Raw genomic sequence first — 21,726 nt, forward strand, 5'->3', positions numbered from 1 at the left:
TCAGGAATGAATCGAATAGGAATGGGTGACGAGTTCGAATCGTATAGGAACGATGTTACCGTTCGGGCGTGTACTTCGCGAAATCACGGCTGATGGCACGCTGCCAACGCAGCAATTCGAAGGATCTCTTGAAATTACGGTCGTCACGGTCATGGGCGGAACGGCTCCACTCTCCCTTGTCGAGCAGCTCCAGGGCCTTGTTCTTGACGGGGCCTTCCGGCGCGTACTTGCGGAACACCTTCGGCGGCACTTCCATCCACAGGTGGGAATCGAAGCACAGCTCGGTGTCCGCATGGCGATGCTGCACCAGATCGCGGCCGATGTACGCGGCGAGATTGTAGCCGGAGCAGGTGGTGAAATCGCTGCTTCCACCCGGGCGCGGGTTGAGTTCGAAGAACCGGTAGCTGCCGTCGCGCGGATCGCGCTTGATGTCGAAATTGGCAAACCCGGTGTAACCGAGGGTTTTCAGCAGCTTCGCGCACTGGCGGTACACTTCGCTGTCGCCTTCGGAAAGGATCGCGGCGTAGTTGCCGATACGGCTCGGAGCATACTCCTCCATGATCGGATTGCCCATGCACATCATGGCGATGCTGCCGTCCATGTTGACGTAGGCGTTCAGCGTGCGCATTTCCGTATCGTCGCCCGGAATGAACTCCTGGATGACCAGATCGCCACGGTAACCGGCCTCGTAGATCTTGCGGGCCACGGTGTTGAGTTCCTCACGGCTGTGGATAGTGTAGGCCTTCTTACGGCCCTCGAACTGGACATCAAGATACTGCACGGAATCGGCGGCCTTGAGTTCCAGCGGGAATTCGCCCGGTTCGGGGACCGGCGTGCCGTTGCGGTGATCCTCATAGGTGTATGCGGCGGTGGCCGGGGTGTTCACTTCCGCTTCCTCGCACAGCTTCCAGAATTCGACCTTGTCCACCGCACGGTCGAGCGTCGCGCCGTCGACGGAAGCGGTCAGGTAGTGTTCCGCGATGGCATCGCGGTGGTGGGCGAGCAGTGCCGCGGTGGTGTCGCCGCAGGCGACGATGAGCAGCTGACGGTTCGGGTCGGCTGCCTTAAGCTCCTTCGCCAGCTTCGTAAGTTCCGGGACGAAATGCTCGTCTTCGGCCAGATCGGGGATGAGCCTGGTGTCCACATACTTGGAGTTCCGGCATTGCAGCAGGACTGCCGGGCCGACAGCCAGGGACTTCACGCCGAATTCACGGAAGAAGCCTCGCGCCAGACCATAGGCGTTGGCGCCGGTGCCGAGCAGCACCGGCAGGAACGCGGTGCCGTTGGGGGAGTCTGTCGTGGAAGGGGATGATTGCTGATTCACTGTTCGAACCTCGATTGGCGGATGTGTGCGATGGAATGAAAGGAATGATACGCGCGGGATGTGCGCGTTATGTGCGTGTCGCAGCGCGGTTTTTGGGTGCGGTTTAGCGTTGCTGGCTGATGCGCGGAGCCGTGTGCTTCGCGATCGGCGGTATGGGGAGACGTGATGCCATGTGACGGATCCGTCACGCCCATGCCGCCGATCGCGGGTTCGGTCTCGGCCTTCCGCCCGATCAGTGGCGAAGATGCTTGCGGGCGGACTGCACCATGGTCAGCGTGCTGTAGAACGCCTTCTTGATCGGCACATCACGGCCTGCCGCAACCGGCGTGACCTCTTCCGTGAACTTGGTCTTGAACGCGTTCAGGCCGTTGAGGCTGGGAGCGAAATCGGATCCGATACCCATCAGATCGTATGCGGTGATGCCCTGAGCGCCCAGAATGCAGCACTCGGTGTACGCCAGCTTATCGGTGATATGCATACGCATCGCCTCGGTGCGCATGCCCGCATAGTAGCGCACCGCATGCGTGCCGTTGACCGTGACGATGGACCATGCGTCCACACGTCCGTCGACTCGCGCGGCGAACACGCGGCAATGATCGGGGCCGAGCGCGTTGATCATATCGGAATAATCGCTCATGGGAGCGGGGGTGAAACCATCGCGCTCGCCGGTCTCCACCATGACGTCATAGTATTCGGAGAAATCAGCCGTGGCCTGTGCGGTCTCGTCGGCCACCTCGGCGGGGCACTCGCGCAGCGACTTGCGCACGTCACGCCTGCCACGGCGCTTCATACGAGCCAGGATCTCCTCGTCGCCGCCGGTCACGTCGATCACCACGGTACGGTCATACGGCACGGTCGACAGCACCGGCACGGTTCCGTTCTCATACCAGGTGTCGATGCGCAGGAACGCCTGCTTCTTGTCATGCTCCTTGATATAGTCGCGGATCGCTTCGATGACCTCCAGCTCTTCGGCCTCATTGGGCTTGGCCAGCCAGACCGGGCCATGCAGCGAGCGCAGATAGTGGTACCCGTGGGTTTCCATATCGATGAAGGACAGGTAGGCCACGGCGGTCCCGTCACGCAGGATACGGTATGCGCCGGCGGGGGTACGTCCGTTGATACCGGCCTGATAGTTGGCCCACACTTCGGTCTGTTCGATGGGAAGGGTGATGCCGGCCTCGGAGGTTTCCTTCTCCATGTCGGCCAATGTGATGGGTTCGAGTGTAATCATGCTTTGGTCTTCTTTAGCTTGCGGTGTCTGATGTGATAGGTCGGAAACGGGCGGTAAGCCCATGTTTTCCGGGTCTGCTCAGTATGTTCTTCGCGTATGCCGGTAACAGTGTAGAACGGGGCGATGGACTTTGTAAGGCATGGCGAGTTACGCCGTTTCGCCCCCTGCCGGGCCGTCGCCCAGCTCACGGCGCACGATGGTCGCGTCGCCGGGCCAAGGCACGGCCGCACCGTTGATGATGTTGCGGCGTTCATGGCCTTTGCCGATCACGAGAACGATGTTGAACCGGTCCGCGTGCTCGCGCGCCTCGCCGATCGCGGTGACGATGGCCCGCTCACGGTCGGTGATGATCCGCACCTGCGCATCATCCGTCACATACGAGGCCATCTGCTCGCAGATTGTCTGCGGATCCTCGAAATTCGGGTCATCCGTCGTGAACACGAACGATTCGGCCCGGCCGAGCGCACCCTTGACGATACCCTCACGCCGATCGATGGCCTTGCCACCGGTGGAACCGGCGACCACGGTGATACGCGGGTCGCGCTCGCCGTACACGCGCATCATCTCATCCACCAGCGCCTTGGTGGACAGGTAGTTGTGCGCGAAATCCACGAACACCAGCAGATTCTCTCCGCCCGTGAACCGTTCCATATGGCCGGGGACCTGCACGGATTCGATGGCCTTCATGGCGTCATCGTCGAACGGTACGCCAGCGTTGACGGCCAGGGCGATGGCGGCCGCGGCATTCAGGAAGTTGAATTCGCCGAGCATATCCAAAGTGAACGTGCGCGTTTCGCCAGCGCAGGAGACGGTGATGCCCGTTTTCGTTTCCGCAGTGGGGGAGACGGTGAGATCGGCGGCGGTGCGCTTGCCCTCCGTATCGTCGTGGAGCGCGAACGAGAACACCGGCACGTTGTGCGCGGCGGCATCCTCGCGCAGCAGATCGGCATGGTCGCAGTCGGCGCCGAGCACGAACCTGCGGCTGTGGGCGATGATCTGCCGTTTGCAATGCAGGTAATCCTCGAACGTCGGATGCTCGATGGGGCTGATGTGGTCGGGGGAGATGTTGAGGAATGCCCCGGCGTCGAAGGTCAGATCATAGACGCGGTTGACCTTATAGGCCTGCGAGCTGACCTCCATGACGAAATATTCCATGCCGTTATCCACGGCTTCGCGCATCATGCGCGCCAAGTCCAACGAGACCGGCGTGGTGAGTTTGGATGGAATCCAAGTGCTGCCGTCCAGGCAGCAGGCGATGGAACTGGTGATTGCGGCGCGGCCATGCGAATACGCGTTGAGGATCGCATGGGTGAAATAGTTGGTGGTGGTTTTGCCCTTGGTGCCGGTGATGCCCACCATCTTCAATTGCCTGTCGGGGCGGCCGTAGAATTCGAGCGAGAGCAGGGCCATGGCCTTCGGGGCATCCTCGACGATGAGGCCGACCGCCGACGTGCGATCCGAAAACTCGGTTTCGGAAACGTAGACGGCCAGGCCGCGTTCATCGATGCCATCCATGAATTCAGGCTTGAATCGGCCCTTGACGAACAGCAACGACCCCGGCGTCACATCGCGGGTGTCGTAGGTGATGGCGGGGATCGGCGCATCCGCTCCGGGAAGGCCCTCCGCGCTGATGGTCCAGCGTTCGGGCGTGATGATCTCACGGAGCAGATGATGCCGTTTGAGCAGTTCGACCGCACTGGTCAGGGTGAACGATGCGTTCGTGAATGCCATAGGGGAAACGCTTCGACTTTCCTTGGGGGAACAGAATCCCCACCATCGTACCCCAGCGTTTACAGCAGCGTACGCTCCACTACACAATCATCACCTTCGTACGGCACATGCTTGTTGAGATCCTTGATCCAACGCTCATGGCCCTTGCCGATGATCAGCACCACGTCGAAACCGTCGACGTCGGTGCGTGCCTTTTCCACCGCGAATTCGATGGCCTTGGTGCGGTCGATGATCGTGTAGGACTCCACCCGGTCATTGGTGATGCAATCCGCCATATCACGGCAGATATCCTCATACGGTTCGGTGTCGGTGTCTTCGGCGGTGAACACGAAACGTTGGATGCGGTCCTGCGCGGCCTTGACGATGCCCTCACGGCGATCAAGCGCCTTGTTGCCCGCCGAACCGGTGACCAAGGTGATGCCCGGGCATTCATCGCCGTACCGCACGTCGACATAGTCAAGCAGTTTGACCACGGAATCGTAGTTGTGCGCGTAATCGACGATGGCGACGGTTTCCGTGCCCTCGTCGTAATACTGCATCATGCGGCCGGGCACCTTGGTGTGCTCCATGGCATGCATCGCTTCGCTGTCGATGGGCACGCCCGCGGCATGGGCGATGGTGACGGCCGCCAGCGCGTTCCGATAGTTGAAATCGCCGTCCAAATCAAGCGTGTACTCACCCAGATCCACGCCATCCAAATGCATATGGTAGGCGCGGTGCGTGTAATCGACCGCCCAGGCGCAGGTGGCGGGAAGATCCTCCAAATGCTCCGGATCGTAATGATCCTCCAGATCGTCGAACACCGAGAATTCGCTGACCGGCACGTTATGCGCGGCGGCGTCCTCGCGCAGCAGACCGATATGCTTGCAGTCGGAACCGAGCACGAGCTTGCGGCAGTTGGCGATGAGCTGGCGCTTGCAATACAGGTAATCCTCAAGCGTCGGATGCTCGATGGGGCTGATATGGTCCGGGGTGATGTTGAGGAACGCGCCCACATCGAAAGTGAGGCCATACACGCGCTGCACCTTGTACGCCTGCGAGCTGACCTCCATCACCAGGTATGTCATGCCGTTATCCACGGCTTCGCGCATCATGCGCAGCGCGTCCAGCGATTCGGGCGTGGTGAGATCCGATTCGGCGTAGGTGTGGCCGTCAAGGCAGTTGTCCACGGAGGAGAACAGGGCGCAGCGGCCGTCGCTGTAGGCGTTGAGGATGGCCTGCGTGAAATAGGCCGTGGTGGTTTTGCCTTTGGTGCCGGTGATGCCCACCAGCGTGAGCTCGCGTTCCGGGTGACCATAGAATTCGGCGGCGAGCAGGCTCAGGGCTTTGCGTGCGTCGTTGACGATGAGGCCCGGACGGTCGGTATGCTCCGACATGTCGGTTTCCGCGACATAGGCGGCGAGTCCCTTCTCCTCCGTACCATCGAGGAATTCCGGCTTGAATCTGCCCTTGCAGACCAGCAGCGTGCCGGGAGCGATCTCGCGCGTGTCATACGTGAGTTTTTCGAAAGGCGTGTCCGCGCCGTCGATACCCGAGGCGTCGAGTTGCCAGTTGTCGCCATGAATCACCTCTCTCAGAAGATTATGCTGTGAGAGAAGCGAAGCGGCGGAAGCCAGTGTCAGCGTCATGTTGGGTCCTTTCCCAAGTCTTTTTCCCGACCCCCATTGTGCTGAGCAAGCCTGACAAAAAACTGGGGATTACAATGGTGCTCGTGACGAATGATGACGGCGAAACTCTGACGCAGAAGCGAGAGCGCTTCGAACGGCTCGCCATGCCCGCGGTCAACGCGCTGTATCGTCAGGCGATGAAGCTGACCAATAATCCGGATGACGCGCAGGATCTGGTGCAAGACACCTTCGAACGGGGATTCAAAGCCTTCGACTCCTTCAAACAGGGCACGAACTTCGAAGCATGGATGACCACCATCGAACGCAACGCCTACTTCAACCAATACGCCAAAGCCAAGCGCCGCCCGCAACGCGCCAACGACTCCTCCGGCGAATACGACGACTGGGACATCTACTCCGCTTCGGAACACTCCTCGGACGGGCTGAAATCCGCCGAAGAGGAATACCTGGACGCGTTCGCGCCCGAAGAGATCATGGCCGCGCTCGCGAAACTGTCGCCGGAACGCCGGCAGGTGTTCATCGACGCCGCGATCGACGGCAAATCATACAGCCAGGTGGCCGAGGAACAGGGGGTGAAAATCGGTACGGTGATGAGCCGTTTGAATCGAGCCCGCACCCAGCTCAAACATGAGCTGGCAGCCTACGCGAAGGAGCGTGGGTACCTTGACCGCAAGACCGGCGGGCCGAAAGGTTCACTATGCGCAAAGACCAGTGACAATCCGCGGTCGGACAACGATAATACGAGTAAATAGGAGAGAGAACTATCATGTGTTGTTGTTGCGAATCGCCCCAGCGAAGCGAAGCGTCAGGCGACGTGCCGAGCGACAGACGGCCCGCCGCCATCGAACGCCATATTTCCATCACCCGCGCCGGTGCGGATGGTGTGGTGAGGCATACGGAAGTGCATATCACCACCACAACCACCACGGCCTCCGCGGCTCCCATGGCTCCCGCGGCTCCCCTGGGCGAGTACTTCGATCCGGCATCCTGCTGCGACGTGCATGAACGTGCGATGATCGCCGCGCTGCGCAGCTATCTGAGACCGGAAGTGGCACCCGCCTGCCTGTTGGCGCGGTTGCGAGCCACGCTTGACCACTGCTGCGAGGAGGAAGACGAGTAGAGGTTGCGGGGATGGGGAGTCGAGCCGTTGAGCCGTTGAGCCGTCGAATCATCGAACCTTCGAGCCGTCGAACCCCGGATCGCGCTTGACCGTGTCGGTCACGCCTGACTGTGCCGGTCAGGATGAACCGCCGAAATCCTCGGATGCTCATCGGATAAGACCCTCAGATAAGACCATCGGATAAAACGAAACCCTCCCGAACCGGAAGATTCGGGAGGGTTTCTACGTCTATTCGACAGGATCAGGCGTTCGGGCGCTTGCCGTGGTTGGCGGCCTTCTTACGACGATCCTTGCGCTTACGTCCACGCATGCCCATGATTGGACTCCTTTTCAGTAATAAAAATAAGCCTTAGGCATTATGCCATGACCGAAAGACCTTGGCAAATGCCCGTTTCATTATCCAGTCGCAGCGCGGCTTGCGGCCTTGCGAATCAGGCCAGTTCCGCGCCGAGATAAATCGCGGTGGTGCTGGTCTCGCCCGGCTTGATGACGATGAGCTCGTTGCCGGTGTTGAAGGCGTTCGCGTAGGCGGTCTGCGGCTCCACGGCGGTGCCGGCCGGGTGCTTCTCGGCGGGGAAGCCGGTGCCGGTGCACACTTGGAAGGAAGTGATGGTCTCGTCGCCGCCCACGGTGATGATCAGACCGTCCGGACGGGTGAACGTGGCGGTGGTCCTGCCGGACTCGTCATGCTCGACATCCGTCCAGGCGTCGTCGAACGGCTGGTTGGTCAGCAGCGTCGGCTTGCGCAGATCGTACTTGGTGCCGTCAACCGGTTCGGTGCCGGTCGGGATGAGGTTCTCGTTCACGGTGACGTGCGTGTTCGCCGGAACCTGCAGCGTGCACTGCGCGTTATGGCCGTCGATTTCGTCGCCGTAGCCGTTGAAGCCGTTATCCAGCCACGGGTGGAGCGCCAGCGCCCACGGGGCGTCGATGTCGCCGTTGTTGGTGGCGCTGATGGTGACCTTCATGCCCTCTTCGGTGAGTTCGTGCGTTGCGCTCACCGTGACGTCGAAGGGGTAGCCCAGCAGGTACGGCACGCGCCAGGACTGGGTGACGGAGGTTTCGGTGAGCGATTCGAGCTTCCAGAACGAGCGGTAGCCGTAGCCGTGGATGGCGTTGTTGCGGTCATGCTCGTCGATGGGCAGCTCGTAGGTGACGCCTTCGAAGGTGTAGGTGCCGGCCTCGATGCGGTTCGGGAACGGAACGAGCATCTGGCCTTGGCAGCAAGTGACCGGGTCATCGGGGCCGAGCGGGACGATGACGTTGCGGCCGCGGTAGGTGAGCTCGCGCAGGGTGCCGCCCAATTCGGTGACGACGGCCTTCCAATCGCCGCATGCGATCGAGTACTGCTGACCGGTACGAGGAGAAAGATGCTGTGCCATTGTTCACACTCCCATAGTGTTCGATGTATCTGATGGTCCGATGCGCAACGGTTGGAATTGCGGGTTTGTTACCGTTAACAACCGTTGCCGTCACTACCTAGTGTAGCGCGGGGAATCGGTGCCGCCCCGTTTCTAGTAAAAACGGTGGTGTTGTTGGTGGTGTTGTTGGTGGTGTTGGTGTTGGTCACCGCTAAAGTTCGGATCCCCATGATCGAAATCAGACAAAATCCGCCTGATTTTGTCTGATTTTGGTGACATGAGATTTGGAATCCCCATGATCGAAATCGGACAGAATTCCCCCGATTCTGTCTGATTTTGGTAATGGGGGAGTCGGGGCGGTGCTGCCAAGTGAGCATGGTCGGGATCTCCATGATCGAAATCGGACAAAATTCCCCCGATTCTGTCTGATTTTGGTGGCGTGGGGTTCGTGGCGTTGAAGGGTCGAGGACTTTGGAATCCCCATGACCGGAATCGGACAGAATCCGCCTGATTTTGTCTGATTATGGTAATGAGGGGTTCGGTGATGGGGGCGTGAGGTGATGAGGGTTCGGGGTTCCTATGAACGGAATCGGACAAAATCGGGCCATTTTTGTCTGATTTCGGTAATGGGGGGAGTCGGGGTGGTGCTGCCGAGTGAGCATGGTCGGGATTCCCATGACCGGAATCGGACAGAATCCGCCTGATTTTGTCCGATTTTGGTGACGTGAGGTTCGAAGTGACGGGGAATAGCGTTGCCATATCGCTACGCTGGGCGGCCTGACGCTAAGCGGGTCGGCGCGGTGTGCAAGGGCGAGGGTTTGCGGCTATGCTTGGTGGGGTTGTTTTCGCGACGAAAGGCGGATGATATGGGCAAGCGCATTATTCTGGCCGACCCACGCGGTTTCTGCGCCGGCGTGGACAGGGCGATACTGACGGTGCAGACCATTCTGAAATCCGTCCCGCAGAACGGCGATCACGGCGATCTGCCGCCGGTGTACGTGCGTCGTCAGATCGTACACAATCGTCACGTGGTCGAGGAACTGGCATCGCAGGGAGCGGTGTTCGTCGAAGAGCTTGATGAGATCCCCGACGCCGCGGCCGAAGCGAACGTGCCGGTCGTGTTCTCCGCGCATGGAGTGTCGCCGCAAGTCAAGGACGAAGCGAAACGTCGCGGTCTGAACGTGATCGACGCGACGTGTCCGCTCGTCGGCAAGGTGCATCGCGAGGTGCTGCGCTTCGTGCGTGAAGGGTATGAGATCGTGTACATCGGGCATCTTGGCCACGATGAGGCGGTCGGAGTGGTGGGGGAGAGCCCCGAGCATGTCCATCTGATCGAACATGCCGGCGATGTTGCAAAGCTTGATTTTGCGCCGGAAACCAAGCTGGTGCTGCTCACTCAGACCACGTTGAGCGTGGATGAGACGGCGGATACGATCGCCGCGCTGCAAAAGCGTTTCCCCTGGATCGAAATGCCGCCCAGCTCCGATATCTGCTATGCGACGTCGAACCGTCAGGCCGCGGTCAAGCTGGTTGCGGAGAAATCCGATTGCGTGGTGATCGTGGGATCGGCCAATTCCTCCAATTCCGTGCGACTTATGGAAGTGGGTCAGGAGGGGCTTGATGCGCGTTTCGCCGCCGAAGGTGCGCCGGCGCGGGTCGGAGCGTGCGGGGTGGCGCATCGTGTGGATGATGCGAGCGAGCTTGACCCGGCTTGGTTCGAAGGGGTTGAAGCGGTCGGTGTTTCCTCGGGTGCGTCGGTTCCGGAAATGTATGTGGAGGGCGTGGTCGAGGCGCTGCGTGGCATGGGGTACACGGGGATGGAATCCGTGGAGACCACCAAGGAGAACATGCATTTCGTGCTGCCCGCGGAATTGCGCCGCCAAGCCGCCCACTGATCCGCGGTTAGGTGTCCCGCGCTGTCCCGCCGCCGCTAGAGTTCGAGGTCCCCTTCTTCGGAATCAGACAAAATCAGGCCATTTTTGTCTGATTCCGGTAATGGGGAATTCGAAGGCCGGAGAAATTGGATCTCCCCTGTTCGGAATCGGACAGAATTGGGCTGTTTTTGTCTGATTTCGGTAATAGGGATTGGGGGGGGGGCTGTGAGTGTAGATAGATGGAGAAGAGGTTGCCGGTTGGCTGCGCCGGGTGGGGATTAGCGTAGACGATTGGGGATGGCTTCTCTGGTTGGCTACGCTTACAATCAGAGAAGCCGGGCGGTTGGTGTTTACCAGGTGCCGATCGGAGCGGCGATGCCGTCCAGCACTTTCAGCAGATCATGCGGGTCGAGCCCCACGGAGAATCCGCGCTTGCCGCCCGACAGCAGAATCTCGTCGAACTGCAACGCGCTCTCATCCAGCACGGTCTTATGCTTCGTGCGCTGCCCCAACGGCGAAATACCGCCGACCACATATCCCGATTCGCGCATCGCGACCTTCGGGTCGGCCATCGTCGCCTTCTTCGCGCCGACCGCCGCGGCCAACGCCTTCAAATCCATATGACCGCTCACGGGCACAACGCCCACCACGCGCTCCGAACCCGTATCGGCCATCAGCGTCTTGAAAACCTGATGCTCGTCGAAACCGAGTTTCTTCGCGGCTTCGATGCCGTAGCCGTCATCCATGTGGTCGTTCGAATGCTCGTATTCGTAGGTTTTGAACTCCACGCCCGCTTGTTCCAGTTGCACGGTCGCGGGAGTGGAACCCGCACCCTTCTCGCGCTTTTTCTTGCTCATGGTGCCTCATCATAGAACCCGGCGTGACCGATTCGGGAAATCCGACAAAGAGAGGGGCGAACAGGAAGGAAACGAAAGCGGAACGAAACGAGAGAAGCGCCATCATGCAAGCCGCAAGCCGCAAACCGCAAACCACACGCCCACAAACAGACGCAATACGAAAACCCCCGCCCGAAGTGGGGCGGGGGTTTCAGCTGAGACCGTCAGAGTCGTATATCAGACGGTTCCTCACGAATCGTCGCGGATCACTCCGCGCTGGTTCACTCGGAGATCTCGGCGAAGTACAGCAGGGTACGGATCATGTTGGAGGTGAAGCCGTACTCGTTGTCGTAGAAGGAGACGGTGCGAGCCAGGGTCACGCCGTCAACGGTGTTGACGTCGGTCTGGGTCGGATCGAACACACCACCGTGGGTGTCGCCCAGGATGTCGGAGGACACGATGCCCTCGTCGTTGTAGCCGTAGTACTCGCAATCAGCGAAGGCTTCCTTGAAGGCCTCGTTGATCTCGTCGGCGGTGGTCTCCTTGTTCAGGACGGTGGTCAGCTCGGTGACGGAGCCGTCCGGAACCTGGATACGCTGAGCGTGGCCCTGCAGCTTGCCGTTCACGGACGGAACGACCTTGCCGATAGCCTTGGCAGCGCCGGTGGAGTGGGCGATGGTGTTGATGGCGGCAGCGCGCAGGTTGCGGCCGGTCTTGGTGCCACGCGGGCCGTCCAGCAGCATCTGGGTGCCGGTGTAGGCGTGGATGGTGGTCATGAAGCCAGCCTTGATGCCGAACTTCTCGTCCAGCAGCTTGACCATGGCGGCCATGGAGTTGGTGGTGCAGGAGCCGGCGGAGACGATCACGTCGGAAGCCTTCAGGATGTCGTGGTTCACGCCGAACACGACGGTCGGGGTGGTGTCATCCTTGGCCGGGGCGGAGATCAGGACCTTCTTGGCGCCAGCGTTGATGTGGGCCTGGGACTTCTCAGCGGAGGTGTAGAAGCCGGTGCACTCGAGCACGTACTCGACACCGTCGTTCTTGACCCACGGGATGTTGTTGGCGTCCTTCTCGGCGTAGACCTTGTATTCCTTGCCGTCGACGATGATGGAATCCTCGGTGGCCTTGACGTCGACCGGCGTGCCGTCGTCGTGACGGAAGGTGCCGTGGGTGCTGTCGTACTTCAGCAGGTAGGCGAGAGTTGCCGGGGTGGTCAGATCGTTGATGGCGGCAACTTCGATGTCGCCAGCCTGGCCGCCACGAGCCTGCAGCTCGAAGATGCGGCGGAAGGCGAGACGACCGATACGACCGAAGCCGTTGATACCAATCTTAACTGTCATGTAATTCTCCCTTTGGGAAGGCGCGACATGCCGTTGCGCATGCCGAGCCATGGTTTTACCAACGTCTCCACTCTAATGCCTTACCTGTACTTCAGGCAATGAGAACGTACGCATTTTTCGATTCGTGACACACGGCGTTTCACCGCCGTTTTGTTGCGGTTGGGCGCATTGCTCCGCACGGTGTTTCATATGCCGTTCCGTGCGTCGCCCGGTGCGTCGTTCCGTGCATCGTTCGGCCTTGTTACGCCTCTTCCGTCGGGTCTTAACTATCGGTCCTTTTGCCAAGTCGCTCAGCGCGTGCCGTCGTGCAGCGCCGCCGACACCGACGTGTCGAGCGCACCCAGATCGCCGGTGAACTCGTGCAGTCTCGTCACGGCGGGAATCGGCGCTTCGATGGGGAAGGTGACGATGAGCGTGCCGTGGGCGACGGCGATTCGTGCGGGATTGCCGTGCAGGAACTCGTTGCTGACGCCGTTGACGCGGATGCTGCTCATAACCGCGTCGGTCAGTTCGTATTTGAGTCCGATTTCGCTCACGCCGGTGGAGATGTCGGAATGGGAGAATACGGACACCATGCGCCCGGGGCGCACATGGTTCTCGGGGAAGTCGAGCGCGCCGTCGCAGATGGCGGTGATGATCGTGCCGTCGCCGTGCAGGAAACCGGTGCCGCCGTGGCTGGCGAGCAGGGCGGTGAGCTGGATGTTCGAGATCGTATGGTCGACGCGCCCGCCGAGCGCACCATATATATGGAATGTTCGCGCACCGTGCGACCAGCCGATTTTCAGCGCGGACAGCATGTCCGGGTCGTCCTTTTCCGGGGGCAGCGCGATCGTGCGGTCGCCGGTTTGCGGCATCCGTCCGTTCAACGAATCGAAATCGCCCACGATCACGTCGGCGTCGATGCCCAGTTCGCGCGTGTGGTCGAGTCCGCCGTCGGCGGCCACCACGAACGCGCCCGCCGGTACGAGCGGCGTCTCATCGTAGTATTCGCCGGCTCCGAAGATCACGCATGTCGGTGCCATATCAGTCATGCTCATCATGCTCACATAGTCTAATTAACCGACCGGCCTACCGATCGGCGGGATTCCCGATTCGACCGATTCGACCGATTCGACCGATTCAAGCCGGATCGACCGGTGGGACGGTTGAGACGCGACGGTGAAGGAACGTCATGGTCACGCATCCGATGACGGATCCTTGCTAGTGTGGTGCTCGGTTTTGAGGCGAAAGGTTCGCAGGGCATTTGTGATCGGCGCCGGTGGCGCCGCAAGGTCTGCCGAACGCAAGTTGATCGATGCGGGTTGATGCGGAATGCATGACGCCGCGGAAGGGACGTTGGATGAAGGGTGTGGATCGAACCCGCATGGCGAAGCGTGCGGCGGCAGTGGTGTTGGCGATGGCGACCTGCGTGTCGGTGGGCGGCTGCACCATCGAGATCAAAGGCGGCAAACATGCGTCGCTCAACGGCAAGGCGCTCGATCTTACGGACGGCAAGTGGCATACCGGCAGCAACGGGTACGGCGGCAGCGACAGTTCCAGCTACCGGTATGTGACGCTGAAAACCCCGGACGGGGAGAAACATTGCGTCGTCTTCCGCGACAGCGGTGGCGCGGGCGGCATGAACTGCTGGGATAAGCAGACCGAGAGTGAGGACGATACGAAGTAGCGCCATGCCGGAACGCCACGCCGGAACGCCACGCCAGCCGTTTCACGAGTGCCGAAAGCCCCCTCTGACACGCGGGATGCCGTTTGTCAAGGCCGGTGGTACACTGAGCACTTGGCTTGAGAAATCAAGAAAGCGGGGCGACCCCACCTGGGAACCTTTCAGGGTTTCGGGTTCAAGGCAGTTTCCTCATGCGTTATGCATGGAAGAGAAACATAAGGCCGATGATTCGTTCGTGTGCGTATGAACGGGTATTCGGCATGCCGTGAAACCGATGCTGTGATTCCAGGTGAGCCTCGTGAAGGAATATAGAGGGATTGGAGTCATCATCAGCGACGAACCACGCATTAACGACGAGATTCGCGTCTCGCAGGTGCGCCTGATCGGCCCTAAGGGCGAGCAGGTGGGCGTTATCGCGACCTCGGTCGCACTGAACCTTGCGAAGGAAGCGAACCTCGATCTCGTCGAGGTGGCGCCCAATGCAAAGCCTCCGGTTGCCAAGCTCATCGATTACGGCAAGTACAAGTACAACGAGAAGATCAAGGCTCGTGAAGCTCGCCGCAATCAGAACACCGCAGAAGTCAAGGAAATCCGCTTCCGTTTGAAGATCGATGACCATGACTTCGACGTGAAGAAGGGTCATGTCACCCGCTTCCTCAACGGCGGCGACAAGGTCAAGGTCACCATCATGCTGCGTGGCCGCGAGCAGTCCCGCCCGATCGGCGGCGTCGAACTGCTGCAGCGTCTCGCCGCTGAAGTGGAGGAGAGCGGCACCATCGAGTCCCAGCCGAAGCAGGAAGGCCGCAACATCATCATGGTGCTTGCGCCTAAGGGCAAGAAGGTGCACACCCAGTCCGAGCAGCGCCGTCGTGGTGCGGAGTCCCGCGCCGAACGTCAGGCTCGCCAGGCCGCTCGCCTCGCCGCGAAGCAGGAGGCTCAGGCTCAGGCGGCAGCTGAGGCGCAGGCCTCGATTTCTAAGACTTCCAGCAAGAAGCACACCAACAAGGAGGGCAGCAATGCCGAAGATGAAAAGTAATTCCGCCGCTTCCAAGCGCGTCCGCCGCACCGGTTCGGGCAAGCTGATGCAGGCCGGCAGCGCCATGCGCCACAACCTTGAGCACAAGTCCGCTCGTAAGCGCCGTGCGCTGAAGGCCGATCAGGTTCTCGCGGGTCCGCAGGCCAAGAAGCTCAACCGCATGCTGAGCAAGTGAGACAATTCTTTTAGGATTTTATAAGAAAGCGAAGGAATAAATATGGCACGTGTGAAGCGCGCAGTAAATGCCCACAAGAAGCGTCGCGTCGTTCTCGAAAGGGCCTCCGGCTACCGTGGCCAGCGTTCCCGCCTGTACCGCAAGGCCAAGGAACAGCTGCTCCACTCCTTTAACTACAACTTCCGCGACCGCAAGGCTCGCAAGGGCGACTTCCGCAAGCTGTGGATCCAGCGCATCAACGCCGCTGTCCGCGCTGAAGGCATCACCTACAACCGCTTCATCCAGGGCCTCAAGCTGGCCGGCATCGAACTGGATCGCCGCGCCCTCGCCGAGCTCGCCGTGAGCGACCCGGAGACCTTCAAGGCCATCGTCGCCGAAGCCAAGAAGGCTCTGCCGGCTGACGTGAACGCTCCGGTCAACGCCTGAGATCCACGCGGATCGAACCTCCGACCGCATATCGCCGGTCGAATGAGGAGCGAAGCCGCATAGGCTGCATCGAACCCCGCCACATGGCGGGGTTTTCGTTATTCCGGCCGGTTTTCCGAATCGCCGCGCCGCCGTGCTCTCCGCAATCCAGTGATCTCCGCAATCCCGCGAATCCCGCGAATCCCCGAATCCTCGCACGGCGCGCGCCCGATACGCGCCCGATACGCGCGGACGCGCATACAATGGTCGGCATGGATAAGACCGACGCCCTCGCACGTTTGCACACGCAGTTCATCGCACACATCGACGTGGAGCGGGGACTTTCCAAGGCGACGGTCGCGGCGTACGATTCCGATCTCAAGCGTTACCGCGCATGGCTGAACGACCGCGGCGTCACCGATCCGAACGGCATCACCAAACAGCATGTCGAGGATTACGTCGCGTTTCTGGACGCCAACGGTGCAAGCGCCCGTTCCAAGGCCCGTAGTCTCGCCTCCATCCACGAATTCCACCGTTTCGCGCTCAGCGTGCATGCCGTAGCCGATGATGTGTCGGCCGCGGTCAAGGCGCCGAAGGGTGCGAGCACGTTGCCCGACGTGCTGACCGTTGACGAAGTGGCGAAACTGTTGGATTGCATGCTCGTTCCGGCGCCCGGATGCGTGATGGATGTGCCGAATGCCGTGCTGTTGCGTGACAAGGCGCTGCTGGAGTTCATGTATGCCACCGGATGCCGCGTTTCGGAGGCGGTGGGCGTTGACCTGGGTGACATCGATTTGGACGAGCGTGTGGCCAGGGTGACGGGCAAGGGCTCGAAGCAACGCCTGGTGCCGGTGGGGGACTGCGCCTGCGCGGCGATGGCGCGATACCTGCGTGAGGGGCGGTCGACATTGGAGGGTTGCGCGAAAAGCGGGGAGCCCGAACGCAGAGCGGTGTTCCTGAACAAGCGAGGACGGCGCATGTCGCGCCAGTCGGTGTGGGAGGTGGTGAACCAGGCCGGGCAGCGGGCGCATATCGGCAAACAGCTGCATCCGCATACGTTGCGCCACTCCTTCGCCACGCATCTCATCCAAGGCGGTGCCGACGTGCGCACCGTGCAGGAGCTACTTGGTCATGCGAGTGTCACCACCACGCAGATCTACACGCATGTGAGCCCGGAGAATCTCATCGAGACGTATCTCACCGCGCATCCACGCGCACGATGACGCGTTTCGGTGTTCGGAATATGGCGGCGAAACGCAGCCGGTGAGTACGATCGAGGCGTGGCAGGTGTTGCATGCGTCGTGCGAATCGCCGATGAACCACTGGCAGGTCGCCGATGAACCGCCGACGGATGCGCCGGGAAGTCGCGCATGAAGCGGCGTTTTTCCAAGGGGTGCCCGATTTCCCCGACGAATGTCGCGGGTTTGGTAAAGTGGAGGTTATGCCTACGGATTTGCTTGGACGCGACTATGAAACCTTCCCCGCTCCCGAGCCGCTGGAACACCACGGCCCGGCACGGGTCATCGCTATGTGCAACCAGAAGGGTGGCGTCGGCAAAACCACCAGTTCCATCAATATCGCCGGTGCGCTCAGCCAATTCGGCCGCCGTTGCCTGATCGTCGATTTCGACCCCCAAGGGGCTGCGACGGTTGGCCTTGGCATCAACGCCAACACCGTGGAGAACACGATCTACACCGCGCTGTTCACTCCGGACATCGACCCGCATGAGGTCGTGCAGCATACGAAATTCGAGAATCTCGACGTCATCCCCGCCAACATCGACCTGTCCGCCGCGGAAGTGCAGCTGGTCACCGAGGTCGGCCGTGAGCAGGTGCTCGCCAGCGTGCTGCGTCCGCTGAAGGACGAATACGATGTCATCATCATCGACTGCCAGCCTTCCCTTGGTTTGCTCACGGTGAACGCGCTGACCGCCGCCGACGGCGTCATCATCCCCGTGGCCGCCGAATTCTTCGCCCTGCGTGGCGTGGCGCTGCTCATGCAGTCCATCAAGAAGGTGCAGAGCCGCATTAACCCGAGCCTTGAGGTGTACGGCGTGCTGGTGACCATGTTCACCAAGACCCTGCATTGCGAGGAGGTCATGCAGCGCATCTACGAGGCGTTCCAGGAGAAGGTGTTCCACACCGTGATCTCCCGCTCCATCAAACTGCCGGATTCCACCGTCGCCGCGGCGCCGATCACGTTCTACTCGCCCGGTCACAAGACCAGCAAGGAGTACCGTGAAGTGGCGCGCGAGCTTGTGGCGGAAGGAATCGTCGCCTGACTTTTGGCCGCCGATCGCTTGGCTGCTGCACCATATCACCGCATCAGGCGATCACATTCGGCGTGAGAATGCGATGGATGGACCGGACGGTTCAGACGGTGTGCGGCGTGTCTTCAGCGGAGTCCATGCGAAGGTGATGTTCGAAGTCACCTTCCCATAGCGGCTCATCAAAGGATTTAGCGACCCTGAGACGCACCGGTGCGGAAAGATCCACCAGCTCGAACTCCAAGGTCGTGGACATCATCAGATTGGGATACACGCGTAGACTGTCGGAATACACGACGGAAGGATCCTTCTGTTTGGCGTAACGATCCCTGTACAGTTCTTTGCCGTTCTGGAAGAGCGTCGGATACAGGTCGCTGAAGTCGCATGGTTGGTCGGTCCATTCCACGAACCAATGAATCGTCATGGTGGCGAGTGAACGGCCCCTGACATATTCGTGGGTGAGGGATTCCACGGAGAAGGTGTATTTCCGATCCCGCGCGATGACCGTCACCGGTTTCTTCATGTCGCTTGGATTGGCCGTCGGAGGCTTGGGGAGTGAGCTGTGCGCAACACGTCGCAGCGCCGCCCCGCTTAGGGTGTTGTCGGTGAACATGAAGGCTGATTTCGCGCGGATCGTGCCGTTGTATTCGCGAACGGTCACGTCGACTCCGCTGACGGTATTGCGCGGCACATAGGTCACGGTGAGCGCCTTTGTTGTGGAAGCCGGTATCTCCGACATCACCATGAGTTGTGAAGGCTGTTCCGGGTACCGCATATTCATGGGGAGCAATTCCTTGCCATCCTGAAACACTCCCAGGTTACTGCCGCTGATATATGCGCTGCGGCTGCCTTTCGCGCGTATCTTATACCGTATCCGCAGCGTTGCCCCGCAAGGGATTTTTGGTCCGAAATACGCGTCAAGAATGGAGATATCCGTTTCCCCATCCGTGCCGGGACGTAGCGTTCCCGTCTGTTCACCATTGGGCATGTCATCCGATGCCGGTTCCAGAATGACTTCCTCCGTATTCGTTACCGGAGAGTAGATGCTGCGCTTGCTTGCATACATGTTGGAGCGTGATATGACCGTGACGATGAGAGCGAATATGACCATGATGAGAACCGCTATCCCGATTCCTCGGAATGTGGTTTCCGATCGTGTATTGGACGGCGGGAACAGTGTGGATATATGCGATTCGGTTTTCGCGTTCCAGGTCTTCCGGGTCTTCCGGGTCTTCCGGGTCTTCCGGGTCTTCCGGGTTTTCGTGGTGTGGAATGCATGCTCTGTTTTCGGTGTTTTCGGTACATAGTAGGGTTTGTCGTCCGAGATGTTGTCGCTGATCTTGTCATCGTCGGCGCTGTCAACGGTTTCGCTGGCATCGAATGGGGAGACGTAGCCGTCGTCGGAATGGAACAGGCCCATGTCGCTCCTTTGCGTATTGGGTTATGGGGACGGACTCATCTCAATCACCATTCTAGGGGAAAACCGCGTGTTGGGGGAGCGGTGGACTATTCTGTTCGCTGGCTTATGTATAACGATTGACGGAAGGGTGTGCCGTGAACGTAGCGCAGGGTGGGCAGTCATCGAAGGTTGCGAAGGTCGCGAAGCTCTCGAAGGCTTCGGCGGATTCGACCGTTTCCATTGCTTCGACTGCTTCGACTGCTTCGAACGCTTCGACCGATGAGGGAGGATTCTTCAACCTTCCCGTCGTCACGCTGATCGCGTTGAGCTTCGCGCTTGGCATGAGCGAATTCATCATGGTCGGCATTCTGCCGGACATCGCCGCGGGACTGAAGGTTTCGGAGGTGACGGTCGGCAATCTGGTGTCGTTGTTCGCGCTCGTCTACGCGCCCGTCACACCGCTCGGTTCCGCACTGTCCGCACGGTTCCCGCGTTTCGCCACGCATCTGACACTGGTCGCCGTGTTCCTTGCTGGCAATGTGATGTGCGCGTTCGCCCCGAACTATACGGTGCTGCTTATCGCGCGTATCGTCATCGCACTCGTATCCGGCACGCTCGTCGCCATCGCCATGACCTATGCGCCGGACGTCACCACCGAACGGTACCGCACGAAGTTCATCGCCTAGGTGTTCTCCGGCTTCTCCATCGCATCCGTGGCCGGCGTGCCGGTAGGCACATGGGTGGCCGGCGTGTTCGGATGGCGTTGGGCGTTCCTGCTGGTGTGCATCATCACGGTCGTGCTCATGGTGTTGATGGTCGCCGTGCTGCCCCGCAACAGTCATATCGTCAAGATCGGATTCCTGCCGCAGTTCAGGCTGTTTCTTGACCGGCGCATCCAACTCGGCGTGGCGGACGTGATGTTCGGTGCCGCGGCGAGCTACGTGTTCTACACGTATCTGACGCCGATCATGCGCGATGAAGTGCATGTGCCGGAACGGTTCCTGAGCATCGGCCTGGTGGTGTTCGGCGCGGCGTGCCTGTGGAGCAACCTGTATGGCGGCAAGCTGGCCGACCGTGGCAGGGGAGTGGAGCCTCTGACGCATATCCGGCCCATCTACTGCGTGCACACGCTGCTGCTCGCTTCACTGGTTCTTGTGCACTGGGTGCCGGCATACGGCGTGCCGCTGCTCGTGGTGCTCGGCATGTTCATGTACTTGCAGAACTCCGCGTCGCAGGTGCTGTACATGGATGTCGCCGCGCAATCGCATCCGGGGTCGCTCAATCTGGCGGCATCGTTGAATTCCATGTCGTTCAATATCGGCATCGCGCTCGGCTCGGCGGTCGGCGGTCTGGTCAACGATCATCTCGGTCTGATGTGGCTCGGCCCGGTCGGCGCGGTGTTCACCCTGCTCGCCGTCGGCACGACCACGCTGCTGCGCCCGTTCGTGGCGAAGGACCGCGGATTCTACGAGAGAGCGGGAAAGTAGGCCGCGCAGTAGCCTGCATGGTTCGGCGCGGGGTTATTGGAATGGTTGCCAGGGCGTTTCGTTGGCCGGGGTCACGTTCACGCCGGAGGTGACCAGGCAGTCCAATGCCTTGGCGTTGTCCGTCAGATCATTGTGGTCGGAACCGAGATCCTTCTCCAACTGTTCGACGGTGTAGCTTTTCGGCTTGACATTCTCTCGCCGTAGGCAGTCGACGGCGACGGCGCTGCTGTTCGTCGAGAGGCTTGGATTGCCGATCTGCAGTTTGTACACCGTGTCGATGTTCGTGATATGCAGCTGGTCGCATGTTATGAGATCCTCGCTGAGCTTGCTGGTCTGCTCCTGGGTCGCCTTGGAGGCATCGTACGAGGGGAGCGAGTACACGCCGCTGGAATACCGTTGCAATTCCGGTGCCGAATAGCCTTTGTCGACGATGCACTGCTTGTAATCCGACCAGGCACGTTCATAATCCGACCGGGAGACCTTGCCGTCGTTCTGCACGGCTCGTTCCAGGGCGGAACGCTGCTGGTCGGACATGGTGCCCTTGTCGGAATCGAGCAGGCTTTGGATGTAATCCTTCAAGGTCGGCGCGATCTTCGCGCCATTATTCTGCGTGGTCGCCGAGGATGCCGAGGAATCCGAGGAACCGGATTGGGAGGTGCTGCCTGGCGCGCCGCACCCCGCGCAGCCGGTAAGGGCCATACCGATGCAGAGTGCGAAAGCCGCCGTGCGATGCATGTGTCTGATGCTCATGATGATTCCTCCTTGAATCCGGTTCCCGAACGGTTCGTGAATGGTTGACTGGATGTTTGGGTAACAGGCCGTCCCCCTGAAACAAACCTATCCTTCCATT

Annotated in this window: 20 protein-coding genes and 1 pseudogene; 10 read left to right on the plus strand and 11 right to left on the minus strand. The window is 60.4% G+C overall.

What is annotated here, in order from left to right:
• Positions 1-55 precede the first annotated feature (55 nt).
• The 4 genes from KIH75_RS02100 to KIH75_RS02115 form a co-directional block, all read right to left on the minus strand.
• Positions 56-1,324 carry a carboxylate--amine ligase gene (locus KIH75_RS02100; RefSeq protein ID WP_219055165.1) on the minus strand — a complete coding sequence of 423 codons (1,269 nt, stop codon included), beginning with the start codon at positions 1,322-1,324 and terminating at the stop codon, positions 56-58.
• 232 nt (positions 1,325-1,556) lie between these two features.
• The gene (locus tag KIH75_RS02105) at positions 1,557-2,555 is read right to left on the minus strand and encodes a lipid II:glycine glycyltransferase FemX (protein WP_219055166.1); all 999 of its coding nucleotides are present in this window, start codon (positions 2,553-2,555) and stop codon (positions 1,557-1,559) included.
• A gap of 147 nt (positions 2,556-2,702) precedes the next feature.
• Positions 2,703-4,286, minus strand: a complete 1,584-nt coding sequence (locus tag KIH75_RS02110) for a UDP-N-acetylmuramoyl-L-alanyl-D-glutamate--2,6-diaminopimelate ligase (protein ID WP_219055167.1) — start codon at positions 4,284-4,286, stop codon at positions 2,703-2,705.
• 59 nt (positions 4,287-4,345) lie between these two features.
• On the minus strand, positions 4,346-5,914 hold the full coding sequence (locus tag KIH75_RS02115) for a UDP-N-acetylmuramoyl-L-alanyl-D-glutamate--2,6-diaminopimelate ligase (protein WP_219055168.1): 1,569 nt from the start codon (positions 5,912-5,914) through the stop codon (positions 4,346-4,348).
• A 74-nt stretch (positions 5,915-5,988) separates the two neighbouring features.
• Here KIH75_RS02115 and KIH75_RS02120 point away from each other — a divergent pair, with 74 nt between their 5' ends.
• Positions 5,989-6,666 (plus strand): sigma-70 family RNA polymerase sigma factor, encoded by a 678-nt coding sequence (locus KIH75_RS02120; protein ID WP_219055169.1) that lies wholly within the window; start codon positions 5,989-5,991, stop codon positions 6,664-6,666.
• Between the two features lie 62 nt (positions 6,667-6,728).
• Positions 6,729-7,034 carry a hypothetical protein gene (locus KIH75_RS02125; protein WP_420829162.1) on the plus strand — a complete coding sequence of 102 codons (306 nt, stop codon included), beginning with the start codon at positions 6,729-6,731 and terminating at the stop codon, positions 7,032-7,034.
• 241 nt (positions 7,035-7,275) lie between these two features.
• Here KIH75_RS02125 and KIH75_RS10345 read toward each other — a convergent pair whose 3' ends face one another.
• Both KIH75_RS10345 and KIH75_RS02130 read right to left on the minus strand, forming a co-directional pair.
• Positions 7,276-7,350 (minus strand): 50S ribosomal protein bL37, encoded by a 75-nt coding sequence (locus tag KIH75_RS10345; RefSeq protein WP_003817083.1) that lies wholly within the window; start codon positions 7,348-7,350, stop codon positions 7,276-7,278.
• A gap of 115 nt (positions 7,351-7,465) precedes the next feature.
• Positions 7,466-8,416, minus strand: coding sequence for an aldose 1-epimerase family protein (locus KIH75_RS02130; protein ID WP_219055170.1), 951 nt, complete (start codon positions 8,414-8,416; stop codon positions 7,466-7,468).
• Between the two features lie 845 nt (positions 8,417-9,261).
• Here KIH75_RS02130 and KIH75_RS02135 point away from each other — a divergent pair.
• Positions 9,262-10,290, plus strand: a complete 1,029-nt coding sequence (locus KIH75_RS02135) for a 4-hydroxy-3-methylbut-2-enyl diphosphate reductase (protein WP_219055171.1) — start codon at positions 9,262-9,264, stop codon at positions 10,288-10,290.
• 329 nt (positions 10,291-10,619) lie between these two features.
• On the opposite strand, the gene ybaK is transcribed toward KIH75_RS02135, so the two are convergent.
• The 3 genes from ybaK to KIH75_RS02150 form a co-directional block, all read right to left on the minus strand.
• A complete protein-coding gene (gene ybaK, locus KIH75_RS02140) occupies positions 10,620-11,126 on the minus strand; it encodes a Cys-tRNA(Pro) deacylase (RefSeq protein ID WP_219055172.1) in 507 nt (168 codons plus the stop codon).
• Positions 11,127-11,386: 260 nt separating this feature from the next.
• Entirely contained in the window at positions 11,387-12,445 is a 1,059-nt protein-coding gene (gene gap / locus KIH75_RS02145) for a type I glyceraldehyde-3-phosphate dehydrogenase (protein ID WP_219055173.1), read from the minus strand.
• 290 nt (positions 12,446-12,735) lie between these two features.
• On the minus strand, positions 12,736-13,467 hold the full coding sequence (locus tag KIH75_RS02150; RefSeq protein ID WP_219055214.1) for a thiamine diphosphokinase: 732 nt from the start codon (positions 13,465-13,467) through the stop codon (positions 12,736-12,738).
• A 317-nt stretch (positions 13,468-13,784) separates the two neighbouring features.
• Here KIH75_RS02150 and KIH75_RS02155 point away from each other — a divergent pair, with 317 nt between their 5' ends.
• The 6 genes from KIH75_RS02155 to KIH75_RS02180 all read left to right on the plus strand — a co-directional run bounded on the left by KIH75_RS02155 (position 13,785) and on the right by KIH75_RS02180 (position 18,005).
• Positions 13,785-14,111, plus strand: a complete 327-nt coding sequence (locus KIH75_RS02155) for a hypothetical protein (RefSeq protein WP_219055174.1) — start codon at positions 13,785-13,787, stop codon at positions 14,109-14,111.
• Between the two features lie 295 nt (positions 14,112-14,406).
• Entirely contained in the window at positions 14,407-15,144 is a 738-nt protein-coding gene (gene infC, locus KIH75_RS02160) for a translation initiation factor IF-3 (protein ID WP_338024266.1), read from the plus strand.
• On the plus strand, positions 15,125-15,319 hold the full coding sequence (rpmI, locus tag KIH75_RS02165; protein WP_219055175.1) for a 50S ribosomal protein L35: 195 nt from the start codon (positions 15,125-15,127) through the stop codon (positions 15,317-15,319). Before infC ends, rpmI begins: the two co-directional genes overlap by 20 nt.
• Before the next feature lie 42 nt (positions 15,320-15,361).
• A complete protein-coding gene (gene rplT, locus KIH75_RS02170) occupies positions 15,362-15,745 on the plus strand; it encodes a 50S ribosomal protein L20 (protein ID WP_033523643.1) in 384 nt (127 codons plus the stop codon).
• Positions 15,746-15,996: 251 nt separating this feature from the next.
• Positions 15,997-16,947 carry a site-specific tyrosine recombinase XerD gene (gene xerD, locus KIH75_RS02175; RefSeq protein WP_219055176.1) on the plus strand — a complete coding sequence of 317 codons (951 nt, stop codon included), beginning with the start codon at positions 15,997-15,999 and terminating at the stop codon, positions 16,945-16,947.
• 218 nt (positions 16,948-17,165) lie between these two features.
• Complete coding sequence (locus KIH75_RS02180) at positions 17,166-18,005, plus strand: ParA family protein (RefSeq protein WP_219055177.1); 840 nt, start codon at positions 17,166-17,168, stop codon at positions 18,003-18,005.
• Positions 18,006-18,096: 91 nt separating this feature from the next.
• Here KIH75_RS02180 and KIH75_RS02185 read toward each other — a convergent pair whose 3' ends face one another.
• Positions 18,097-19,410, minus strand: coding sequence for a hypothetical protein (locus KIH75_RS02185; protein ID WP_219055178.1), 1,314 nt, complete (start codon positions 19,408-19,410; stop codon positions 18,097-18,099).
• Between the two features lie 218 nt (positions 19,411-19,628).
• Here KIH75_RS02185 and KIH75_RS10280 point away from each other — a divergent pair.
• Positions 19,629-20,876: pseudogene (locus KIH75_RS10280) on the plus strand (MFS transporter).
• A gap of 33 nt (positions 20,877-20,909) precedes the next feature.
• On the opposite strand, the gene KIH75_RS02200 reads toward KIH75_RS10280, so the two are convergent.
• The gene (locus KIH75_RS02200; protein WP_219055179.1) at positions 20,910-21,626 is read right to left on the minus strand and encodes a hypothetical protein; all 717 of its coding nucleotides are present in this window, start codon (positions 21,624-21,626) and stop codon (positions 20,910-20,912) included.
• Between the last annotated feature and the right edge of the window lie 100 nt (positions 21,627-21,726).

It is taken from the genome of Bifidobacterium pongonis, assembly GCF_019331805.1.
Lineage (GTDB): Bacteria > Actinomycetota > Actinomycetes > Actinomycetales > Bifidobacteriaceae > Bifidobacterium > Bifidobacterium pongonis.